The sequence below is a fragment of the Paraburkholderia sp. GAS333 genome (assembly GCF_050435665.1).
GTDB classification, from domain to species: domain Bacteria; phylum Pseudomonadota; class Gammaproteobacteria; order Burkholderiales; family Burkholderiaceae; genus Paraburkholderia; species Paraburkholderia fungorum_A.
This window is the reverse complement of sequence record NZ_JBNDKS010000001.1, coordinates 645621-662359: the sequence shown is the minus strand read 5'-3', so window position 1 is coordinate 662359 and position 16739 is coordinate 645621. Positions and strand designations below refer to the sequence as shown.

Genomic DNA, 16739 nt, shown 5'->3' with positions numbered 1-16739 from the left:
CCACAGAAATAGCGTAGCGGGCCGCTGCAGCGCCAATTTCCGGCGCCCCCAGCACCTTATCGACAGATGCGGAACCGTTCTGGAGCGCCCTTATGCAGGACGCTTAAGATGCTTACCCAAAATAAATGTTTCTGACGATTTATCCCGCGACGCTTTCGGCTTGCGGGCCGCCACCACCTTGAACTGACGCTTGAACTTTTCGACAATCTGGCTGTAACCGCTGCCGTGAAAGCATTTGACTAAAAGGGCACCATCGGATTTCAGGTGATTTTGCGAAAATTCCAACGCGAGGTCGCACAAATGCTCGATTCGCGCGGCATCCGCCACCGCCACTCCCGACAGGTTGGGCGCCATATCCGAAATTACAAGGTCAACCTGGCGTTCTCCGACCAATTCTTCCAGTTGACCCACTACGGCGTCTTCGCGGAAGTCGCCTTGAATGAAGTGAACGTCAGCGACTGGTTCCATGGGGAGAATATCCAGCGCGATGATCGTGCCGTCGATGCCGCCTTCGCGCTCTGCGTCGCGTTGTGCACCCTTGGCGAGTTTGTTGCGCACGTACTGACTCCAGCTGCCAGGCACCGAGCCCAGGTCGACAATGACCTGCCCTGGCCGGATCAGCTTGTCCTGTTCGTCGATTTCCTTGAGCTTGTAGGCTGCGCGGGCGCGATAGCCCTCCCGCTGCGCCATTTTCACGTAGGGATCGTTGATGTGGTCATGCAGCCACGCGGTGTTGAACTTGTTTTTTGCCATTAAAGATGAACTCTTGCTGCGTGGTGACGCGCTTTAGGGGATAATACGCGGTTAATTCGCGCGGCCAGTGCCAAACTGATGCCTAAACCGGCAATAAGTAACGGTGAGCCGCGATTCTGTTGTTCTGACGCGCCGCCCTGTTGAATCGGCCCAATCGAGCAAATCGATCGGGAACGCAGGTGCCGCCATTTTAGTCGAGTCTCCCACTTTCCATGCCAGCCCTCAAAGTCTCTTCCGACCAACGCGCCGAGTTGCGCTCCCAGGCACATGCGCTCAAACCGGTCGTGCTCGTCGGCGCCGAAGGCTTGACCGACGCTGTGCTCTCCGAAATTAAGGTACACCTTGGTGCTCATCAGCTGATCAAGATTCGTGTGTTCGGCGATGAACGCGAAGAGCGCATCGCGATCTACGAAGAAATCTGCGACAAGTTGAACGCCGCGCCGATCCAGCACATCGGCAAGTTGCTGGTGATCTGGAAGCCGGAATCGACCCAGCCCGCGGTGAAGGCCAAACGCGGCGCCTTGCCGAGCGCCCGCGAAGCTGCGGAAGAAGCCAAGCCGGGTAAAGGTCGCGCACCGCGCGTCGTTAAGGTCGTGAAGCCCAGCGAAATTCCGATGCGCAAGCCGAAGGCTAAAGCGGTTGTCGTGCGTGGCAATGAACGTGTGACGCAAGGCGGCAACATCAAGCGAGCCAAGAAGCGTCAAACCAGCGCAAAGCGCTCGCATCAATCGTCGAAGTAAGCGAATGGTAGAGGTGCGGGCCAGATCCGCACCTTTGACCCAAGGTAGGCTGAAGCAGACGACCCATTGCGCACGGCGATCTGCCCGAAGCAACCGATCAGCGGGCTCCAGCAACACGCCCGCTGCGGCAACTCACTGCGTCAGCCTGTCACTTTTCCTGCAGTACCGCTGCCATGAGCACCCTGCTCCACGGCCAGCACGCCGCCACCCGCAGGCAGCTTCCACACCAGAGCCAGACCCAGCACGCTTTCGATCAGATAAAACAGACTCGATACGCCATGCAGGATGCCAAAGCGCGTCGCATACACCGAATGCCCTACGTCGCTGCCAGCCTCGAGTGCGGCCACGCGCATCGCATTCATAAACGGCTGCAACGCGAAATAGCCCACCAACACGCATAACAGCATGCCGGCAATCATCCAGCGAACACGGCGATAGGCTTGATCGCCACGGCGCACCAGAACATTCGCGAGAACGAGCAGCAAAATGCCGCACACGATGCCAACCAGCCCCTGGATCCGGAATAGCTGTGCTGCCACGGCGCCCGCCGAAATCCGGTCGAGCGACGTGAACAGTACCGGCGCGACGGCATAGCCGATAGTCAGCAGACTGCCGACCCACAGCACCGTCAAAAGACGAAAAAGTCGATGGGGCATCTGGGACACCGCAGCCGCCATCAGACGTAGCTAACCGCGATAATTTCGTACTCGCGCACGCCGCCCGGTGCCTGCACCGAAGCCACGTCGCCTTCCGACTTGCCGATCAACGCACGCGCGATCGGCGAGCTGATCGAGATCAGACCATGGTCGATATCTGCTTCGTCGTCACCGACGATCTGGTACTTGACCGATGCACCCGACTCCAGATCTTCCAGTTCCAGCGTCGCGCCGAACACCACGCGGCCGTCCGCGTCGACCTTGGACGGGTCGATCACCTGTGCACCAGCCAGCTTCGATTCGATCTCGGCAATCCGGCCTTCGATAAAGCCCTGCTTTTCCTTCGCCGCGTCGTATTCCGCGTTTTCCGACAGATCGCCCTGCGCACGCGCTTCAGAGATCGAATTGATCACCGAGGGACGCTCAACCGATTTCAGGCGCTGCAATTCATCGCGCAACATTTCCGCGCCGCGCTTCGTCAATGGAACAGTGCTCATAAACAACTCTATGCAAAAAACAGCCGTAAAAAAATCACCGCGGTTAAGTGCATTCCGCGGGAGCCAGCGCCCCGGGGCAAAACCCGGGCCACAGCACCTGCGGAACGCCGCTTAACCGCGGCACTTACTTCTCGGACAAAAAGTCGAAGCCTTAGTTTAGGCGAGCGTGCAGCCCTTGTAAATCATAGACTTCGAGGTCCTTCAAATAGCGCAAACCTTCAACTGCAGCACGCGCGCCGGACATCGTCGTGTAGTACGTGACCTTGTTCGCCTGCGCGCTCATGCGGATTGAACGCGAGTCGGCGATCGCTGCGCGGGTTTCGTCGACGGTCGTGAAGACCAGCGCAATCTCGCCGTTCTTGATCATGTCGACGATGTGCGGACGGCCGTCCTTCACCTTGTTGACGACCTTGACCGGCACGCCGGCCGCTTCGATCGCGGCAGCCGTGCCCTTGGTCGCGACGATCGGGTAGCCGAGTTCGTGCAGCATGCGCGCGACTTCGACGGCCTTCGGCTTGTCGGCGTCCATCACCGTCAGCAGCACCGTGCCGGACTCCGGCAGACGCGAGCCCGCGGCGAGTTGCGACTTGAACAGCGCTTCGCCGAAAGTCTGGCCCACGCCCATCACTTCGCCGGTCGAGCGCATTTCGGGTCCGAGCACCGGATCGACTGCCGGGAACTTGACGAACGGGAACACGGCTTCCTTGACGCTGAAGTACGGCGGCACGATTTCCTTCGTGATGCCCTGTTCTGCCAGCTTCTGGCCGACCATCGCGCGCGCCGCAATCTTCGCAAGCGGCAGGCTGGTCGCCTTCGACACGTACGGCACGGTACGCGAGGCACGCGGGTTTACTTCGAGCACGTAGATGATGTCTTCTTTCGAGCCATCAGCCTGCGGCACTTGCTGGATCGCGAACTGCACGTTCATCAGGCCGATCACATTCAGCGCCTTGGCCATCGCACCGGTCTGACGCTTCAGCTCAGTCACGGTTTCTTGCGACAGCGAATACGGCGGCAGCGAGCAAGCCGAGTCGCCCGAGTGGACGCCTGCCTGTTCGATGTGCTCCATCACGCCGCCGATGAACACGGCTTCGCCATCCGAAATGCAATCCACGTCGCATTCGATCGCGTCGTTCAGGAAGCGGTCGAGCAGCACCGGCGAGTCGTTCGACACCTTGACGGCCTCGCGCATGTAGCGCTCGAGGTCGCGCGGCTCGTGGACGATTTCCATCGCGCGGCCGCCGAGCACGTACGACGGACGCACCACCAGCGGGTAGCCGATTTCGTCGGCGAGTTTGAGTGCTTCGTCTTCGGCGCGTGCAGTGCGGTTCGGCGGCTGACGCAAGCCCAGGTCCTGCAGCAGCTTCTGGAAACGCTCGCGGTCTTCGGCGGCGTCGATCATGTCCGGCGACGTGCCGACGATCGGCACACCGTTCGCTTCGAGATCGAGCGCGAGCTTCAGCGGCGTCTGGCCGCCGTATTGCACGATCACGCCGACCGGCTTTTCCTTGTCGACGATTTCGAGCACGTCTTCGAGCGTCAGCGATTCGAAGTACAGACGGTCGGACGTGTCGTAGTCGGTCGAAACGGTTTCAGGGTTGCAGTTGACCATGATGGTTTCGTAGCCGTCTTCGCGCATCGCGAGCGCGGCGTGCACGCAGCAGTAGTCGAACTCGATGCCCTGACCGATCCGGTTCGGGCCGCCGCCCAGCACCATGATCTTCTTGTTGTTGGTCGGGTTCGCTTCGCACTCTTCCTCGTAGGTCGAGTACATGTATGCGGTTTTCGTCGCGAACTCGGCCGCGCACGTGTCGACGCGCTTGTACACCGGGCGCACGTTCAACTCGATACGGCGCTGACGCACTTCCGCCGGCTTTGCGCCAACCAGCTTCGCCAGACGGCGATCCGAGAAACCGCTCTGCTTCAGATACTTCAGCTCTTCCTTCGTGAGGCTTGCCAGCGTACGGCCGGCCAACGCCTTTTCCTTCAGGATGATCTGCTCGATTTGCGCGAGGAACCACGGGTCGATGGACGTTTCGTCGAAAATTTCCTGAGCCGTCATGCCGACACGGAACGCGTCGCCGACGTACCAGATACGATCCGGACCGGCTTCGCCGATCTCGCGGATGATCTCGTCGCGGTTATCGGTCTTTTCGTCCAGACCGTCGACGCCGACTTCCAGACCACGCAGCGCCTTCTGGAACGATTCCTGGAAGGTGCGGCCAATCGCCATCACTTCGCCGACCGACTTCATCTGCGTGGTCAGGCGCGAATCGGCTTCGCGGAATTTCTCGAACGCGAAACGCGGAATCTTGGTGACGACATAGTCGATCGTCGGTTCGAACGACGCCGGGGTCGCGCCGCCGGTGATTTCGTTCTTCAACTCGTCCAGCGTGTAGCCGACAGCCAGCTTGGCCGCGACCTTGGCGATCGGGAAGCCGGTTGCCTTCGACGCCAGCGCCGACGAACGCGACACGCGCGGGTTCATTTCGATCACCACCATCCGGCCATCTTTCGGATTGATCGAGAACTGCACGTTCGAGCCGCCAGTATCGACGCCGATCTCGCGCAGCACCGCGAGCGACGCGTTACGCAGGATCTGATACTCCTTGTCGGTCAGCGTTTGTGCGGGAGCCACGGTGATCGAGTCGCCGGTATGGATGCCCATCGGGTCCAGGTTTTCGATCGAGCAGACGATGATGCAGTTGTCCTTGGTGTCGCGGACCACTTCCATCTCGTACTCTTTCCAGCCGAGCAGCGATTCTTCGATCAGCAGTTCGCGCGTGGGCGACAGATCGAGACCGCGCTTGCAGATCTCTTCGAATTCGTCGCGGTTGTACGCAATGCCGCCGCCCGAACCGCCGAGCGTGAACGACGGACGAATCACGACCGGATAACCGCCGCTGCCGGTTTGTGCAGCGATATCCGCCTGCACGGTCAGAGCTTCTTCCATCGAATGCGCGGTGCCCGACTTGGCCGAACCGAGGCCGATCTTGGTCATCGCGTCTTTGAACTTCTGGCGGTCTTCCGCCTTGTCGATTGCTTCCGGCGATGCGCCGATCAGCTCGACCTTGTACTTTTCCAGCACGCCGTGCGCGTGGAGATCGAGCGCGCAGTTCAGCGCGGTCTGGCCGCCCATCGTCGGCAGGATCGCGTCCGGACGCTCCTTCGCGATAATGCGCTCGACCACTTCCCACGTGATCGGCTCGATGTAGGTCACGTCGGCCGTGTTCGGGTCGGTCATGATCGTCGCCGGATTGCTGTTGACGAGAATGACCTTGTAGCCTTCCTCACGCAGCGCCTTGCATGCCTGCGCGCCCGAGTAATCGAACTCGCACGCCTGGCCGATGATGATCGGACCCGCGCCGATAATGAGGATGCTCTTGATGTCTGTCCGCTTGGGCATAACGCTCTCGCTAATGTATTCCTGAATTCTTTCCGTCGGCGCGCGTCGGTGTTGCGTTGCGCGCGCTTTGCTGTGCGCTGCTTTTGCGCTGCTGCTTGCTGCTGTGTGCTGCCGTTGGCTGTCGCGGGTGGCTCGTTTTGGGGGGCGCTTCCGCACCTTGCGCGCTGGAAGCGCTCATCGCCTGACGAGCCGCGCGCTGCCGGGATGCCGTGCTACTCCTTCCGGCAAGCCCGCAGCGCCGAGCCGCTTCAGCTTACGCCGCCGCGCTCTTGCCGCCCTTCTTCGCATCCATCAAACCGGTGAAGCGGTCGAACAGATAAGCGATGTCGTGCGGACCAGGCGACGCTTCCGGGTGACCCTGGAAGCAGAACGCCGGCTTGTCGGTCAGCGCGAAGCCTTGCAGCGTGCCGTCGAACAGCGAAACGTGCGTGGCGCGCGCGTTCGCGGGCAGCGTGTCGGCGTCGACTGCAAAACCGTGATTCTGTGACGTGATGACCACACGGCCGTCGTCCAGATCCTTTACCGGATGATTCGCGCCGTGGTGGCCGGTCTTCATCTTCATGGTCTTGGCGCCGACCGCGAGGCCCATGATCTGGTGCCCCAAGCAGATGCCGAACGTCGGAATGCCGCGCTCGATCAACTCACTTGCCGCTGCAATCGCGTAATCGCACGGTTCCGGGTCGCCAGGCCCGTTCGACAGGAAGATGCCGTCTGGGTTAAGCGCGAGCGCGTCGGCCGCGGTGGCTTGCGCCGGCAGCACGGTGACGTGGCAGCCACGTTCGGCCAGCATGCGCAGAATGTTGTATTTGACGCCGTAGTCGAACGCGACCACGCGGTACTTCGGCGCGCTCTGCGTGCCGTAGCCGCTGCCCAGACGCCATTCGGTCTGAGTCCATTCGAAGCTTTCCTTCGTCGAGACGACCTTCGCGAGGTCCATGCCCGAGAGGCCCGGGAACGAGCGTGCGAGTTCGATCGCCTTGGCTTCGTCGTCCGAACCGGCGAGGATCGCGCCGTTCTGCGCGCCCTTGTCGCGCAGAACGCGGGTCAGCATGCGGGTATCGAGGCCGGCGATGGCGACGACGCCTTCGTCCTTCAGGTATTGCGGGAGCGTGCGCTCCATGCGGAAATTCGACGCGAGAACCGGCAGATCACGGATGATCAGGCCGGCGGCATGGACTTTCGTAGCTTCGACGTCTTCGGCGTTCACACCGACGTTACCGATGTGCGGATACGTGAGGGTCACGATCTGGCGCGCGTAGCTCGGGTCGGTCAGGATTTCCTGATAGCCGGTGATAGCGGTGTTGAACACGACTTCGCCGATCGTATGGCCGGGGGCGCCGATCGAGTAACCACGAAAGACCGTGCCGTCGGCGAGCGCGAGCAGAGCGGGAGAAAATGACGGCAACACGGGAGACTCCTTGGGGGAACACCCTGTTGCCGACCAGCCTATCCGACTGCGAGCCGCAGCGAAACACATCGAGGATGCGCGCGCAGACTCGCTCGCGTACTGCCTGTAACGTTGCAAGGGGTGCGCGACGTGTCCAATGTATCCATTGTGTGGACGGATCGGCTTGGTGCGGGGCCCTTCTTGCTACGCCATTGGCGCGCGGCGGATGAACGGTATGGGAGAGGTAGGCGCTAGGGTGCGGGTTGATAAGCTCAAACCTTGAAATTATAGCCTGAAATCGCCCTTCCCTCCAAATCCGAGATGGCGCGCGGGCCCGGTGCAGGCCGGTCTCGATCCACGCAAACCCTTACTGGAATTGACTTTGGCGTCGGCAAAGAGAAATTTATCGACACCAAATCAAGATAGCGTCGATTAATCTCCCTTCGCAGCCGCGCGCCCGTCCGAACGCTCAGGCGTCCTGGCCGGCGCGCATTTCCACAGGAGGGACTACCGCACGATTGGGCAATACGTACCAGATCGCGCTCAGCACCTGCAGCGTCACCAGAATCCCCCAGGCAGTCAAATGCGCGACTTCCGGGTAATGACCATTAGTTGCCGGCCAATGCGACAGCACCGCGCCGACGCCAATCTGGAAGCCGAAAATCAGCAGAAAGATAATCAGCGTGAGCGTGGTGTTCACGCGGCCGATCATTTGCGCCGGAAAATGACGGGCCATGACAGCGTAGCTAAGAATGCCAGTCCCGCCGAAAATGCCGTACGCCGCCCATAGCAAGCCGGCGGGCAATGGCGCCTTGAACATGATTAGCAACTGCGTCACTACATACAGCGCCATGCCGATTCCGCAAAACGCATAAAGCGAAATGCCACGTCGCTCGAGACTGCGCGCCGCCGCGCCGAAGCCGATGCAGCCCGCCATCATCGCGAAACCGAGAACCGACACCAGCGCGGCGGCCTCACGCGGCTCGAAGCCTTGCACGTCGCGCAACCAGGCGCCGACCCACAGCGACTGCATCGCGTAGAACACGCCTTGCGTGACCACCGAGAAGGACGCCATTTTCCAGAACGCCGCGCTGCGCAAAATATGCAGCGTGCCTTTGAATTGCGCGCCGATACTCGCCTGATGATGAGTTTCCTTCGTGTCCGGCGCGAGCGTCCATTGTGCGAGCGCGACGAGCACCGTCAACACACCGAGTCCGACGCAAACCGAGCGCCAGCCCGCGAAACCCAGCACCCACGTCAGCGGCGAGCCGACCATCACACCGCCGAAACCGCCGATCGCCATCACCAGTCCGTTCATCAGCGGCAGACGCGCCGTCGCGAAATGCTGCGCCAGCGCCTTGAACGCCGCCCCTAGACAGACGGACACGCCGACGCCGATCAGCAGCCGCCCGATCATCATCACGCCGAGGCTCTGCGCCGCGCCGAACACCCAGATACCGAGCGCGGCGAATAGCAGCGTGGCAGCCGTCACGCGGCGCGCGCCGAAGTGGTCGAGCAGCACGCCCGCAGGAATCTGCGCGCCGGCAAATCCAAGGAAGTACAGGCTGGTCAACAGACCCAGATCGGCCGCCGACAACCCCAGGTCACGCGTAATGAACGGCGCAAAACCAAGATTGACGCCGCGAAACAGGTAGGAAACGAAGTAGCCGGCGGAGAAGAGGAGAAAGACGCGCAGTTGGGTCGACGACATAGCTTTGCTTTGAATTGGACAGCCGAAGTAACCGAAGCACGAACGATAAAGGAAATGCGCGAAGCTCGCCGCAAATGATCTGCAGAATGAAAAACGCCGTCACCACAGGTGACGGCGTCAGGAAACACGGTGCGTGATCGGAGCGCAATTCATGCGCTGCCCCCGCAGCGCATGGGTCACTACCGTGGGAGCCGCTATTGGTCTACTTACCCTTCTTCGCGTTGGCCGCAGTCTTCGGGCGGCTCTCTGCCGCAGCCTTCGACGCCTTGCTGGACGTGGAAGCCGATACCTTCGTCACCTTGCCTTTGCTGGCGGCGGACGCGGTCGGCTTGCTGACCTTTTCTACCGGCTCGGAAACCTTCACCACAGCGGATGAGTGGCCCCGCCCCTTCTTTCTATCGTAGCGCGATTCGCTTCGAGTGTCTGCGACACGAGTGCCGATCTTCTCGACCCCGCCGCCCGACACGTCGGCGGCGATACGCTCCGGACCCGGCTCGCTCGGCATCGCCTTGCCGACAGGCACGTGCAGCACGATCACCTGGCCGCGCGAGACCTGATCGCGATGCGTACGGTTCCACGACTTCAATTGACCAACCGATACGCCATAACGCACGGCGATAGCAGCAATGGACTGATTGCGGCGCACGCGGATCAGCATCTTGCGGGTGTCGGGGACGTCGGGCTCCATCGCCAGAACCGCGCTTTCGGCGACGTCGGCGCTGATGTCTTCGTCGTCGTCCGAACCGCGGGGCACGACGATCGTCGAGCCTGGCTTCAGGCGCATGCCGACCGGAATTTTGTTCACTTCCATCAGCGTGTCGGCATCGACACCGATTTTCTGGGCGATCGCCGCCGGCGTTGCGCGCTGGTCGACCGTGTACGTGGTCCACGACGATAGCGAGCCGGAATACGCCTTCAGATTACGCTCGAACGCGCTGGCGTTGTCGAATGGAAGCAGGATTTGCGGTTGCGTCGCGCCGAGAATCACCGGCTTTCTGAACGACGGGTTCAGCGAACGGAATTCGTCCGTGGAGAGATTCGCGAGCTTCGCGGCCACCTCCACGTCCATATCGTGCGACGTGGTGACCGTCACAAAATACGGGTGGTTCGGAATGGACGGCAAAGTGAGCCCGTACATTTGCGGGTTCATCACGATGTTTTTCACCGCCTGCAACTTCGGCACGTAATTACGCGTCTCGTTCGGCATGCGCAGGCTGAGGTAGTCGGTCGGCAAACCCGCTGCCTCATTGCGCGCGATCGCACGCTGCACGTTGCCCTCGCCCCAGTTGTACGCGGCGAGCGCCAGTTGCCAGTCACCAAACATGTCGTGCAGATTCGACAGATAGTCGAGCGCGGCGCTGGTCGACGCCAGCACGTCGCGGCGCTCGTCCTGCCACATGTTCTGCTTGAGGTTGTAGGTGCGGCCCGTGCCCGGCATGAACTGCCACATGCCCGCCGCCTTCGCGACCGACAAAGCCTGCGGGCTATATGCGGATTCGATGAACGGCAGCAGCGCGAGCTCGGTCGGCATATGACGCGCCTCGAGCTCCTCGACGATGTGGTACAGGTATTTTTGCGAGCGCTCGGTCATGCGCTGCACGTAGTCGGGACGCTGCGCATACCAGTTGACCTGCATATCGACGAGGTCGGTTTGCAGATCGGGCATCTGGAAGCCACGACGAATACGGCCCCAAAGGTCTGCGTCGGCGCTCGTCAGTTGAGTGACGGAACCCTTGTCGACGTCGATGGTTTCTTTGGCGGTGGCTGTCTTGCGAAGTGCGTCGGCTACGGCTTGTTGACTGGCGGGATTGGTTGCGGTGGAACTGCTCGTTGCCGGTCCTTGACTCGCGCAAGCGGCGAGTGTCAGGACCAACAACGCACTAAAGATAAATCTCATGAACGTCTCGGCTTCCACAAGGGCTGGAATTTGCAGCCGATAGTACGAAACGGCAACGTTTCCGTCAATCAGAAAATTACGAAAAAAATCAAGGAAATCTTGGGCTTGGCGAATTTTTCCGATTCATCGCGTGAGGAGTGCTTACATGCGGAACGAATTAACGGAAACGGTTTTTCCATTCGCGCATCAGCGTAAACGCGGCCAGCCGGTCCGGGATTTTTTCATGCAACTGATCCTGCAAGCTCGCCTGGACCGACGGTTCGCCGGCGCGCAGGAACGGATTCACCGCGCGCTCATGGGCGATCGTGGTAGGCAAGGTCGGCACATGACGCGCCCGCAACTCCGTCGCCTTGTCGCGCCAGGCTTGCAGTTCGGCATTGTGCGGCTCGCAGGCGAGCGCGAAGCGGATGTTCGACAGCGTGTACTCGTGCGCGCAATGAACCTCGGTCGCGCCAGGCAACGCGGCGAGTGCGTCGAGCGATGCCAGCATCTGCTTCGGCGTGCCTTCGAACAACCGGCCGCAGCCGCACGCAAACAGCGTGTCGCCGCAGAAAACGTGCGGCGTGCCGTTCGGGTCGGCAGCCTGAAAATAGGCAATGTGCCCGCTCGTGTGACCCGGCACGTCGAGAACATTGAATTCGAGCGCAGGTGTCGCGATCGTCACATGGTCGCCATTTTTGAGACGGTGTGTAAGATGCTCGATCGCTTCACCGGCGGGGCCGTAGACGGGAACGGCCTGGCCGTTCAGCAGATCGGCCACTCCACCGACGTGGTCGTGATGATGGTGGGTGAGTAAAATAGCGCTCAGCTGCCACCCGCGTTTCGCCAGATAGGCTTTCACGGGCGCGGCCTCACCCGGATCGACGACTACCGCGTGTTGTCCGTCGGACACGACCCAGATGTAATTGTCTTCAAACGCCGGGACCGGTACGTACTCGAGCGCATTCATAGGCGACGCATTCTTTGATATGACTGACCGAGCGATTATAGACTGGCCCGCCTGGACCGACTCGCCGCCTGGCCGCTACGTGCTGGAGTGGGAACAAACCCAGCTCGACCGCGTGGTGTCGGACGTGTTCGGCTATCATGCGCTGCAACTCGGCCTGCCGCAGCTCGACGCATTGCGCGAAAACCGCATGCCCTGTCGCGGCCTCGTGCTCGATGCCGCGAGCGGAGCCAGCGCTCCGTACACGTTTCCGCACGGCCCGTCGCGTTATTCCGGCAATGGCGCGGTGCCGCTGTCCGCCGCCCCTTCGTTTTCGCCCGCCGGCTTGCCCGCGCCAGCCGGACGCAGCGCGGTATGGTGCGATTTGCTGGATTTGCCGTTCGAAGCCCAAAGCGTCGATCTGATCGTGATGCCGCACACACTGGAATTCACGAGCGACCCGCATCGGCTGCTGCGCGAAGCCGAGCGCGTGCTGATGCCCGAAGGCCAGCTGATCATTCTCGGCTTCAACTCGCTGTCGCTGTGGGGCGCGCGGCAGTCGGTCGGCAAGATGACCGGCCGGCCGTTCGTGCCCGCCGCTGTCGACCTGATCGCGTTCACGCGGCTGAAAGACTGGATCAAGCTGCTGGGTTTCGACCTTGAACGGGGGCGCTTCGGCTGCTATCGTCCGCCGCTCGGCAGCGACCAGTGGCTGTCCCGCTACGCGTTCATGGAAGCCGCCGGCGACCGCTGGTGGCCGATTTTCGGCGCCACCTACATGATCAAGGCGATCAAGCGCGTGCCCGGCATGCGTCTCGTCGGTCCGCTGAAAGTGAAGAAACCTGTTCTCGCCGCGGGCCTGGCGTCCGCCGCCTCACCGAATACTCGCAATCACACTCAATGACTTCCGATCTCATCGATATTTATACCGACGGCGCCTGCAAGGGCAATCCCGGCCCAGGCGGCTGGGGTGCGCTGCTGCGCTTCGGCGACCAGGAAAAGGAACTGTTCGGCGGCGAAGCCAACACGACCAACAATCGCATGGAGCTGATGGGCGTGATTGGCGCACTCGAAGCGCTGAAGCGTCCATGCAAGGCCGTCGTGCACACCGATTCGCAATATGTGCAGAAAGGCATCAGCGAATGGATTCACGGCTGGAAGAAGAAAGGCTGGATCACGGCGGCTAAACAGCCCGTGAAGAATGCCGATCTGTGGAAACGGCTCGACGCGCTCGTCGCGCAACACGAGATCGAATGGCGCTGGGTGCGTGGGCACAATGGACACCCGGAAAACGAGCGGGCCGATCAACTGGCCAATCGCGGCGTCGCCTCACTCACGCAAATGTGATGACTGTTGCGGCGGGCGCGGCTTAAATTCGCTCCCCTCTCCTGGGTCATTTCTTCGCCGTATATTTTCCGCTGCACATTTTCTGAAGCAGGCTATTCCGACATGCGTCAACTCATCCTCGATACCGAAACTACCGGCCTGAATGCCCGTACCGGCGACCGGATTCTCGAACTCGGCTGTGTCGAGCTGGTGAACCGCCGGCTCACCGGCAACAACCTGCACTTCTATATCAACCCGGAACGCGACAGCGACCCGGGCGCACTGGCCGTCCACGGTTTGACCACGGAGTTTCTGAGTGACAAACCGAAGTTCGCCGAAATCGCCGATCAGTTTCGCGACTTCGTGCAAGGCGCGGACCTGATCATCCACAACGCACCGTTCGACATCGGCTTTCTCGACGCAGAATTCGCACTGCTGGGCTTGCCGAAAGTGAGCACCTATTGCGGCGAGATCATCGACACACTCGCGCGCGCGAAACAGATGTTCCCCGGCAAGCGCAATTCGCTCGATGCGCTGTGCGACCGCTTCGGCATCAGCAACGCGCACCGTACGCTGCACGGCGCACTGCTCGACTCGGAGCTGCTCGCCGAAGTCTACCTGGCGATGACACGCGGCCAGGAAAGCCTGGTCATCGACATGCTTGGCGAATCGCACGCCGGCGGCGACGCAAATGCGCCGCGGGTTGCGCTCGACTCGCTCGACCTCGTTGTGATTGCCGCCAGCGACGACGAAATTGCCGCGCACCAGTCGGTACTCGACGGTCTCGATAAGCAGATCAAAGGCACCAGCGTATGGCGCGTTGAAACCGTATCGACAACGGATGAGCAAACCGCTTAAAAAGTACTAGACAGGGGTAAAAATTCCTGACATAATTTGAATCTCTTCGGGTGGTTAGCTCAGCGGTAGAGCACTGCCTTCACACGGCAGGGGTCACTGGTTCGATCCCAGTACTACCCACCAGAATTTTGGTGTGTCGATCACCGAAGATTAAAGGGCTCACGTAGAAATACGTGAGCCCTTTTCTATTTTGCGGTCGACGTCGCGGTCCTCAAAGCAGCTCAGGCAATCGGACTCAACGCCATTGCAACGTCCGACTTCGCAGTCAACACCGTAACTTCGTACAATTGCGGCAGCCAAATACTGCTGATATAGTCGGCTTTCGGGCATTCGCCCCGTCTGCTTTCTCCACCACTTCATTCGACCATAGGGAGGCGCCACATGTCCGCAGTGCATATCGCTTTCCCATACATGGTCCCGCGATCGCCGTCACGACCTTAACAAGTCGTTGCATCGTCGCTCAAGCGGCCTCGCCTCAACAGGCTAGCCGCACAAAATCCAGACAGTCCGTCGTTCCGTTGCCATCGCATCCCGGCATGCTTTGACTGTCTCGTCCTTTCGCTTCTGACTGGAACCTCGGTGCGCTCGCGCGTCATCGGGTCGTGGCAAATGGCTAACAAAAAACTCGACTTTCGCGGACAAGCCTTCAAGGATGTCCTCGGCTTCACCTTCCTTCACTGGGCGCAACAGCCGTGGCGAATCTTCGTCATCGCAGCGCTCGTACTGTTCGCGGCCCTCGCGGACGTGCTCACGCCACTGTTCGCCGGACGCCTCGCCGATGCCATCGCGTCCGGCCCGGCGGGCGACGCAGTTGCGCTGCACGCAGCAATCACTGCGTTCTGCGTATTGAGCGCGCTCGGCCTGAGCGCCACGCTGCTCCGCCAGGGCATGTACTTCAACATCATCCGGCTCACGCTGAAGATGATGAGCGAGATCGCGGCCAACGCGTTTCATCGCGTGCAACGCTTTTCGACCGACTGGCACGCCAACAGCTTTGCCGGTTCCACCGTCCGCAAAATCACGCGCGGCATGTGGGCGCTCGACCTGCTCAATGACACGTTGCTGATTGCCCTGTTTCCGTCGCTGGTCATGCTGGTGGGCGCGACCGTGCTGCTTGGCTGGCACTGGCCGTTGATGGGCGCAGTCGTCGGGATCGGCTCGGTGGTGTATATCGCGGTGACCGTGGCGATGTCGCTCGGCTTCGTCGCGCCGGCCGCGCGCCTCGCGAATGCATGGGACACGCGCATGGGCGGCGCACTCGCCGATGCCGTCAGCTGCAATGGCGTCGTGAAAGCGTTCGGCGCCGAGGAGCGCGAAGAAGCGCTGCTTCAGCGCGTGATCGGCAAGTGGCGTCATCGCACGCGCCGCACGTGGGTGCGCGGCACGATCAACGGCGGCGTTCAGGGCGGCATGCTGGTGGCGATCCAGGCAGCCATCCTCGGCGTGGCGCTGCTGATGTGGATGCGCGGCAACGCGAGCGTCGGCGACATCACGTTCGCGCTGACCATGTTCTTCATGCTGCAAGGCTATTTGCGCGACGTCGGCATGCACATCCGCAACCTGCAACGCTCGGTCAACGACATGGAGGAACTGGTGTCGCTGGAGAAGCAGCCGCTCGGTATCGAGGACCTGCCCAACGCAGGGCCGATCGTCATCGGCAAAGGCGAGATCCGCTTCGAGCACGTCAGTTTTCACTACGGTTCGAATCCGAAGCCGCTTTACGACAACTTCTCCGTGCGGATCGCGCCGGGTGAGCGTATCGGGCTGGTCGGGCATTCCGGTTCGGGCAAGACGACGTTCATCAAGCTGATCCAGCGTCTTTACGACATTTCGGGTGGCCGGATCACGATCGACGGTCAGGACATCGCGCATGTGCGGCAGGCGTCGCTGCGCAGCCAGATCGCGATCGTTCAGCAGGAGCCGGTGCTGTTTCACCGCTCGCTCGCCGAGAACATCGCCTATGCCCGGCCGGGTGCGAGCCGCGCTGAGATCGAGCGGGCCGCGAAACTCGCCAGCGCGCACGATTTCATCGCGGCGCTGCCGAACGGGTACGACACGCTGGTCGGTGAACGAGGCGTCAAACTGTCCGGCGGCGAACGCCAGCGGGTGGCGATTGCGCGGGCGTTTCTCGCCGACGCCCCGATCCTGATTCTGGACGAGGCTACGTCGAGCCTCGACAGCGAAAGCGAAGTGCTGATCCAGCAGGCCATGGAGCGCCTGATGATGGGCCGCACGACGCTGGTGGTCGCGCACCGTCTGTCCACCGTGCGCGCGCTGGACAGACTGCTGGTGCTGGACAAGGGCAAAGTGATCGAGGAAGGCAGTCACGACGCGCTGATCCGGCTCGAAAACGGCCTGTACCGGCGGTTGTTCGAACGTCAGGCGCTGGAACTGATCAAGGGATTGAGCGAGTCCGATTTCATACCCGGCACTTTGGACGCAAAAACGGAGACGAATCGGGTCGACGACTCCAGCCTGGTGACCGAAAAGTAAAAGGCGCTATGCGTTTGACAGGCGAGGTGGAGGCCGCTTTAAGGCGGCCTCCACCTCCACATTCAGCGGCATGATCTTGCCCGCAGCGCA

13 protein-coding genes and 1 tRNA gene are annotated in these 16739 nt (G+C 61.3%); 6 read left to right on the top strand and 8 right to left on the bottom strand.

Annotated elements, in window-relative coordinates:
* Positions 1-90 precede the first annotated feature (90 nt).
* Positions 91-753 (bottom strand): RlmE family RNA methyltransferase, encoded by a 663-nt coding sequence (locus ABH945_RS03080; RefSeq protein WP_074764852.1) that lies wholly within the window; start codon positions 751-753, stop codon positions 91-93.
* Between the two features lie 212 nt (positions 754-965).
* Here ABH945_RS03080 and ABH945_RS03075 point away from each other — a divergent pair, with 212 nt between their 5' ends.
* Positions 966-1493: a YhbY family RNA-binding protein gene (locus tag ABH945_RS03075; RefSeq protein ID WP_074764854.1), complete on the top strand. Its 528-nt coding sequence runs from the start codon at positions 966-968 to the stop codon at positions 1491-1493.
* A gap of 140 nt (positions 1494-1633) precedes the next feature.
* On the opposite strand, the gene ABH945_RS03070 is transcribed toward ABH945_RS03075, so the two are convergent.
* From ABH945_RS03070 to gloB, 7 genes are all read right to left on the bottom strand, one after another.
* Positions 1634-2149, bottom strand: a complete 516-nt coding sequence (locus ABH945_RS03070) for a DUF4149 domain-containing protein (RefSeq protein ID WP_074766503.1) — start codon at positions 2147-2149, stop codon at positions 1634-1636.
* Between the two features lie 20 nt (positions 2150-2169).
* On the bottom strand, positions 2170-2646 hold the full coding sequence (gene greA, locus ABH945_RS03065) for a transcription elongation factor GreA (RefSeq protein WP_074764856.1): 477 nt from the start codon (positions 2644-2646) through the stop codon (positions 2170-2172).
* A gap of 151 nt (positions 2647-2797) precedes the next feature.
* Complete coding sequence (carB, locus tag ABH945_RS03060) at positions 2798-6052, bottom strand: carbamoyl-phosphate synthase large subunit (RefSeq protein ID WP_429249672.1); 3255 nt, start codon at positions 6050-6052, stop codon at positions 2798-2800.
* Positions 6053-6305: 253 nt separating this feature from the next.
* A complete protein-coding gene (carA, locus tag ABH945_RS03055; protein ID WP_429249671.1) occupies positions 6306-7460 on the bottom strand; it encodes a glutamine-hydrolyzing carbamoyl-phosphate synthase small subunit in 1155 nt (384 codons plus the stop codon).
* A 448-nt stretch (positions 7461-7908) separates the two neighbouring features.
* Positions 7909-9150, bottom strand: coding sequence for an MFS transporter (locus ABH945_RS03050; RefSeq protein ID WP_429249670.1), 1242 nt, complete (start codon positions 9148-9150; stop codon positions 7909-7911).
* 202 nt (positions 9151-9352) lie between these two features.
* A complete protein-coding gene (locus ABH945_RS03045; protein WP_429249669.1) occupies positions 9353-11047 on the bottom strand; it encodes a transglycosylase SLT domain-containing protein in 1695 nt (564 codons plus the stop codon).
* A 157-nt stretch (positions 11048-11204) separates the two neighbouring features.
* On the bottom strand, positions 11205-11996 hold the full coding sequence (gene gloB, locus ABH945_RS03040) for a hydroxyacylglutathione hydrolase (protein WP_429249668.1): 792 nt from the start codon (positions 11994-11996) through the stop codon (positions 11205-11207).
* 19 nt (positions 11997-12015) lie between these two features.
* On the opposite strand from gloB, the gene ABH945_RS03035 reads away from it, so the two are divergent.
* From ABH945_RS03035 to ABH945_RS03015, 5 genes are all read left to right on the top strand, one after another.
* Complete coding sequence (locus ABH945_RS03035) at positions 12016-12876, top strand: class I SAM-dependent methyltransferase (protein WP_074764867.1); 861 nt, start codon at positions 12016-12018, stop codon at positions 12874-12876.
* Positions 12873-13319: a ribonuclease HI gene (gene rnhA, locus ABH945_RS03030; protein WP_074764869.1), complete on the top strand. Its 447-nt coding sequence runs from the start codon at positions 12873-12875 to the stop codon at positions 13317-13319. Before ABH945_RS03035 ends, rnhA begins: the two co-directional genes overlap by 4 nt.
* A 102-nt stretch (positions 13320-13421) precedes the next feature.
* Positions 13422-14156 (top strand): DNA polymerase III subunit epsilon, encoded by a 735-nt coding sequence (gene dnaQ, locus ABH945_RS03025; protein ID WP_074764871.1) that lies wholly within the window; start codon positions 13422-13424, stop codon positions 14154-14156.
* Positions 14157-14204: 48 nt separating this feature from the next.
* Positions 14205-14279, top strand: a tRNA-Val gene (locus ABH945_RS03020).
* A gap of 486 nt (positions 14280-14765) precedes the next feature.
* Entirely contained in the window at positions 14766-16649 is a 1884-nt protein-coding gene (locus ABH945_RS03015) for an ABC transporter ATP-binding protein (protein WP_429249667.1), read from the top strand.
* The last annotated feature ends 90 nt before the right edge of the window (positions 16650-16739 follow it).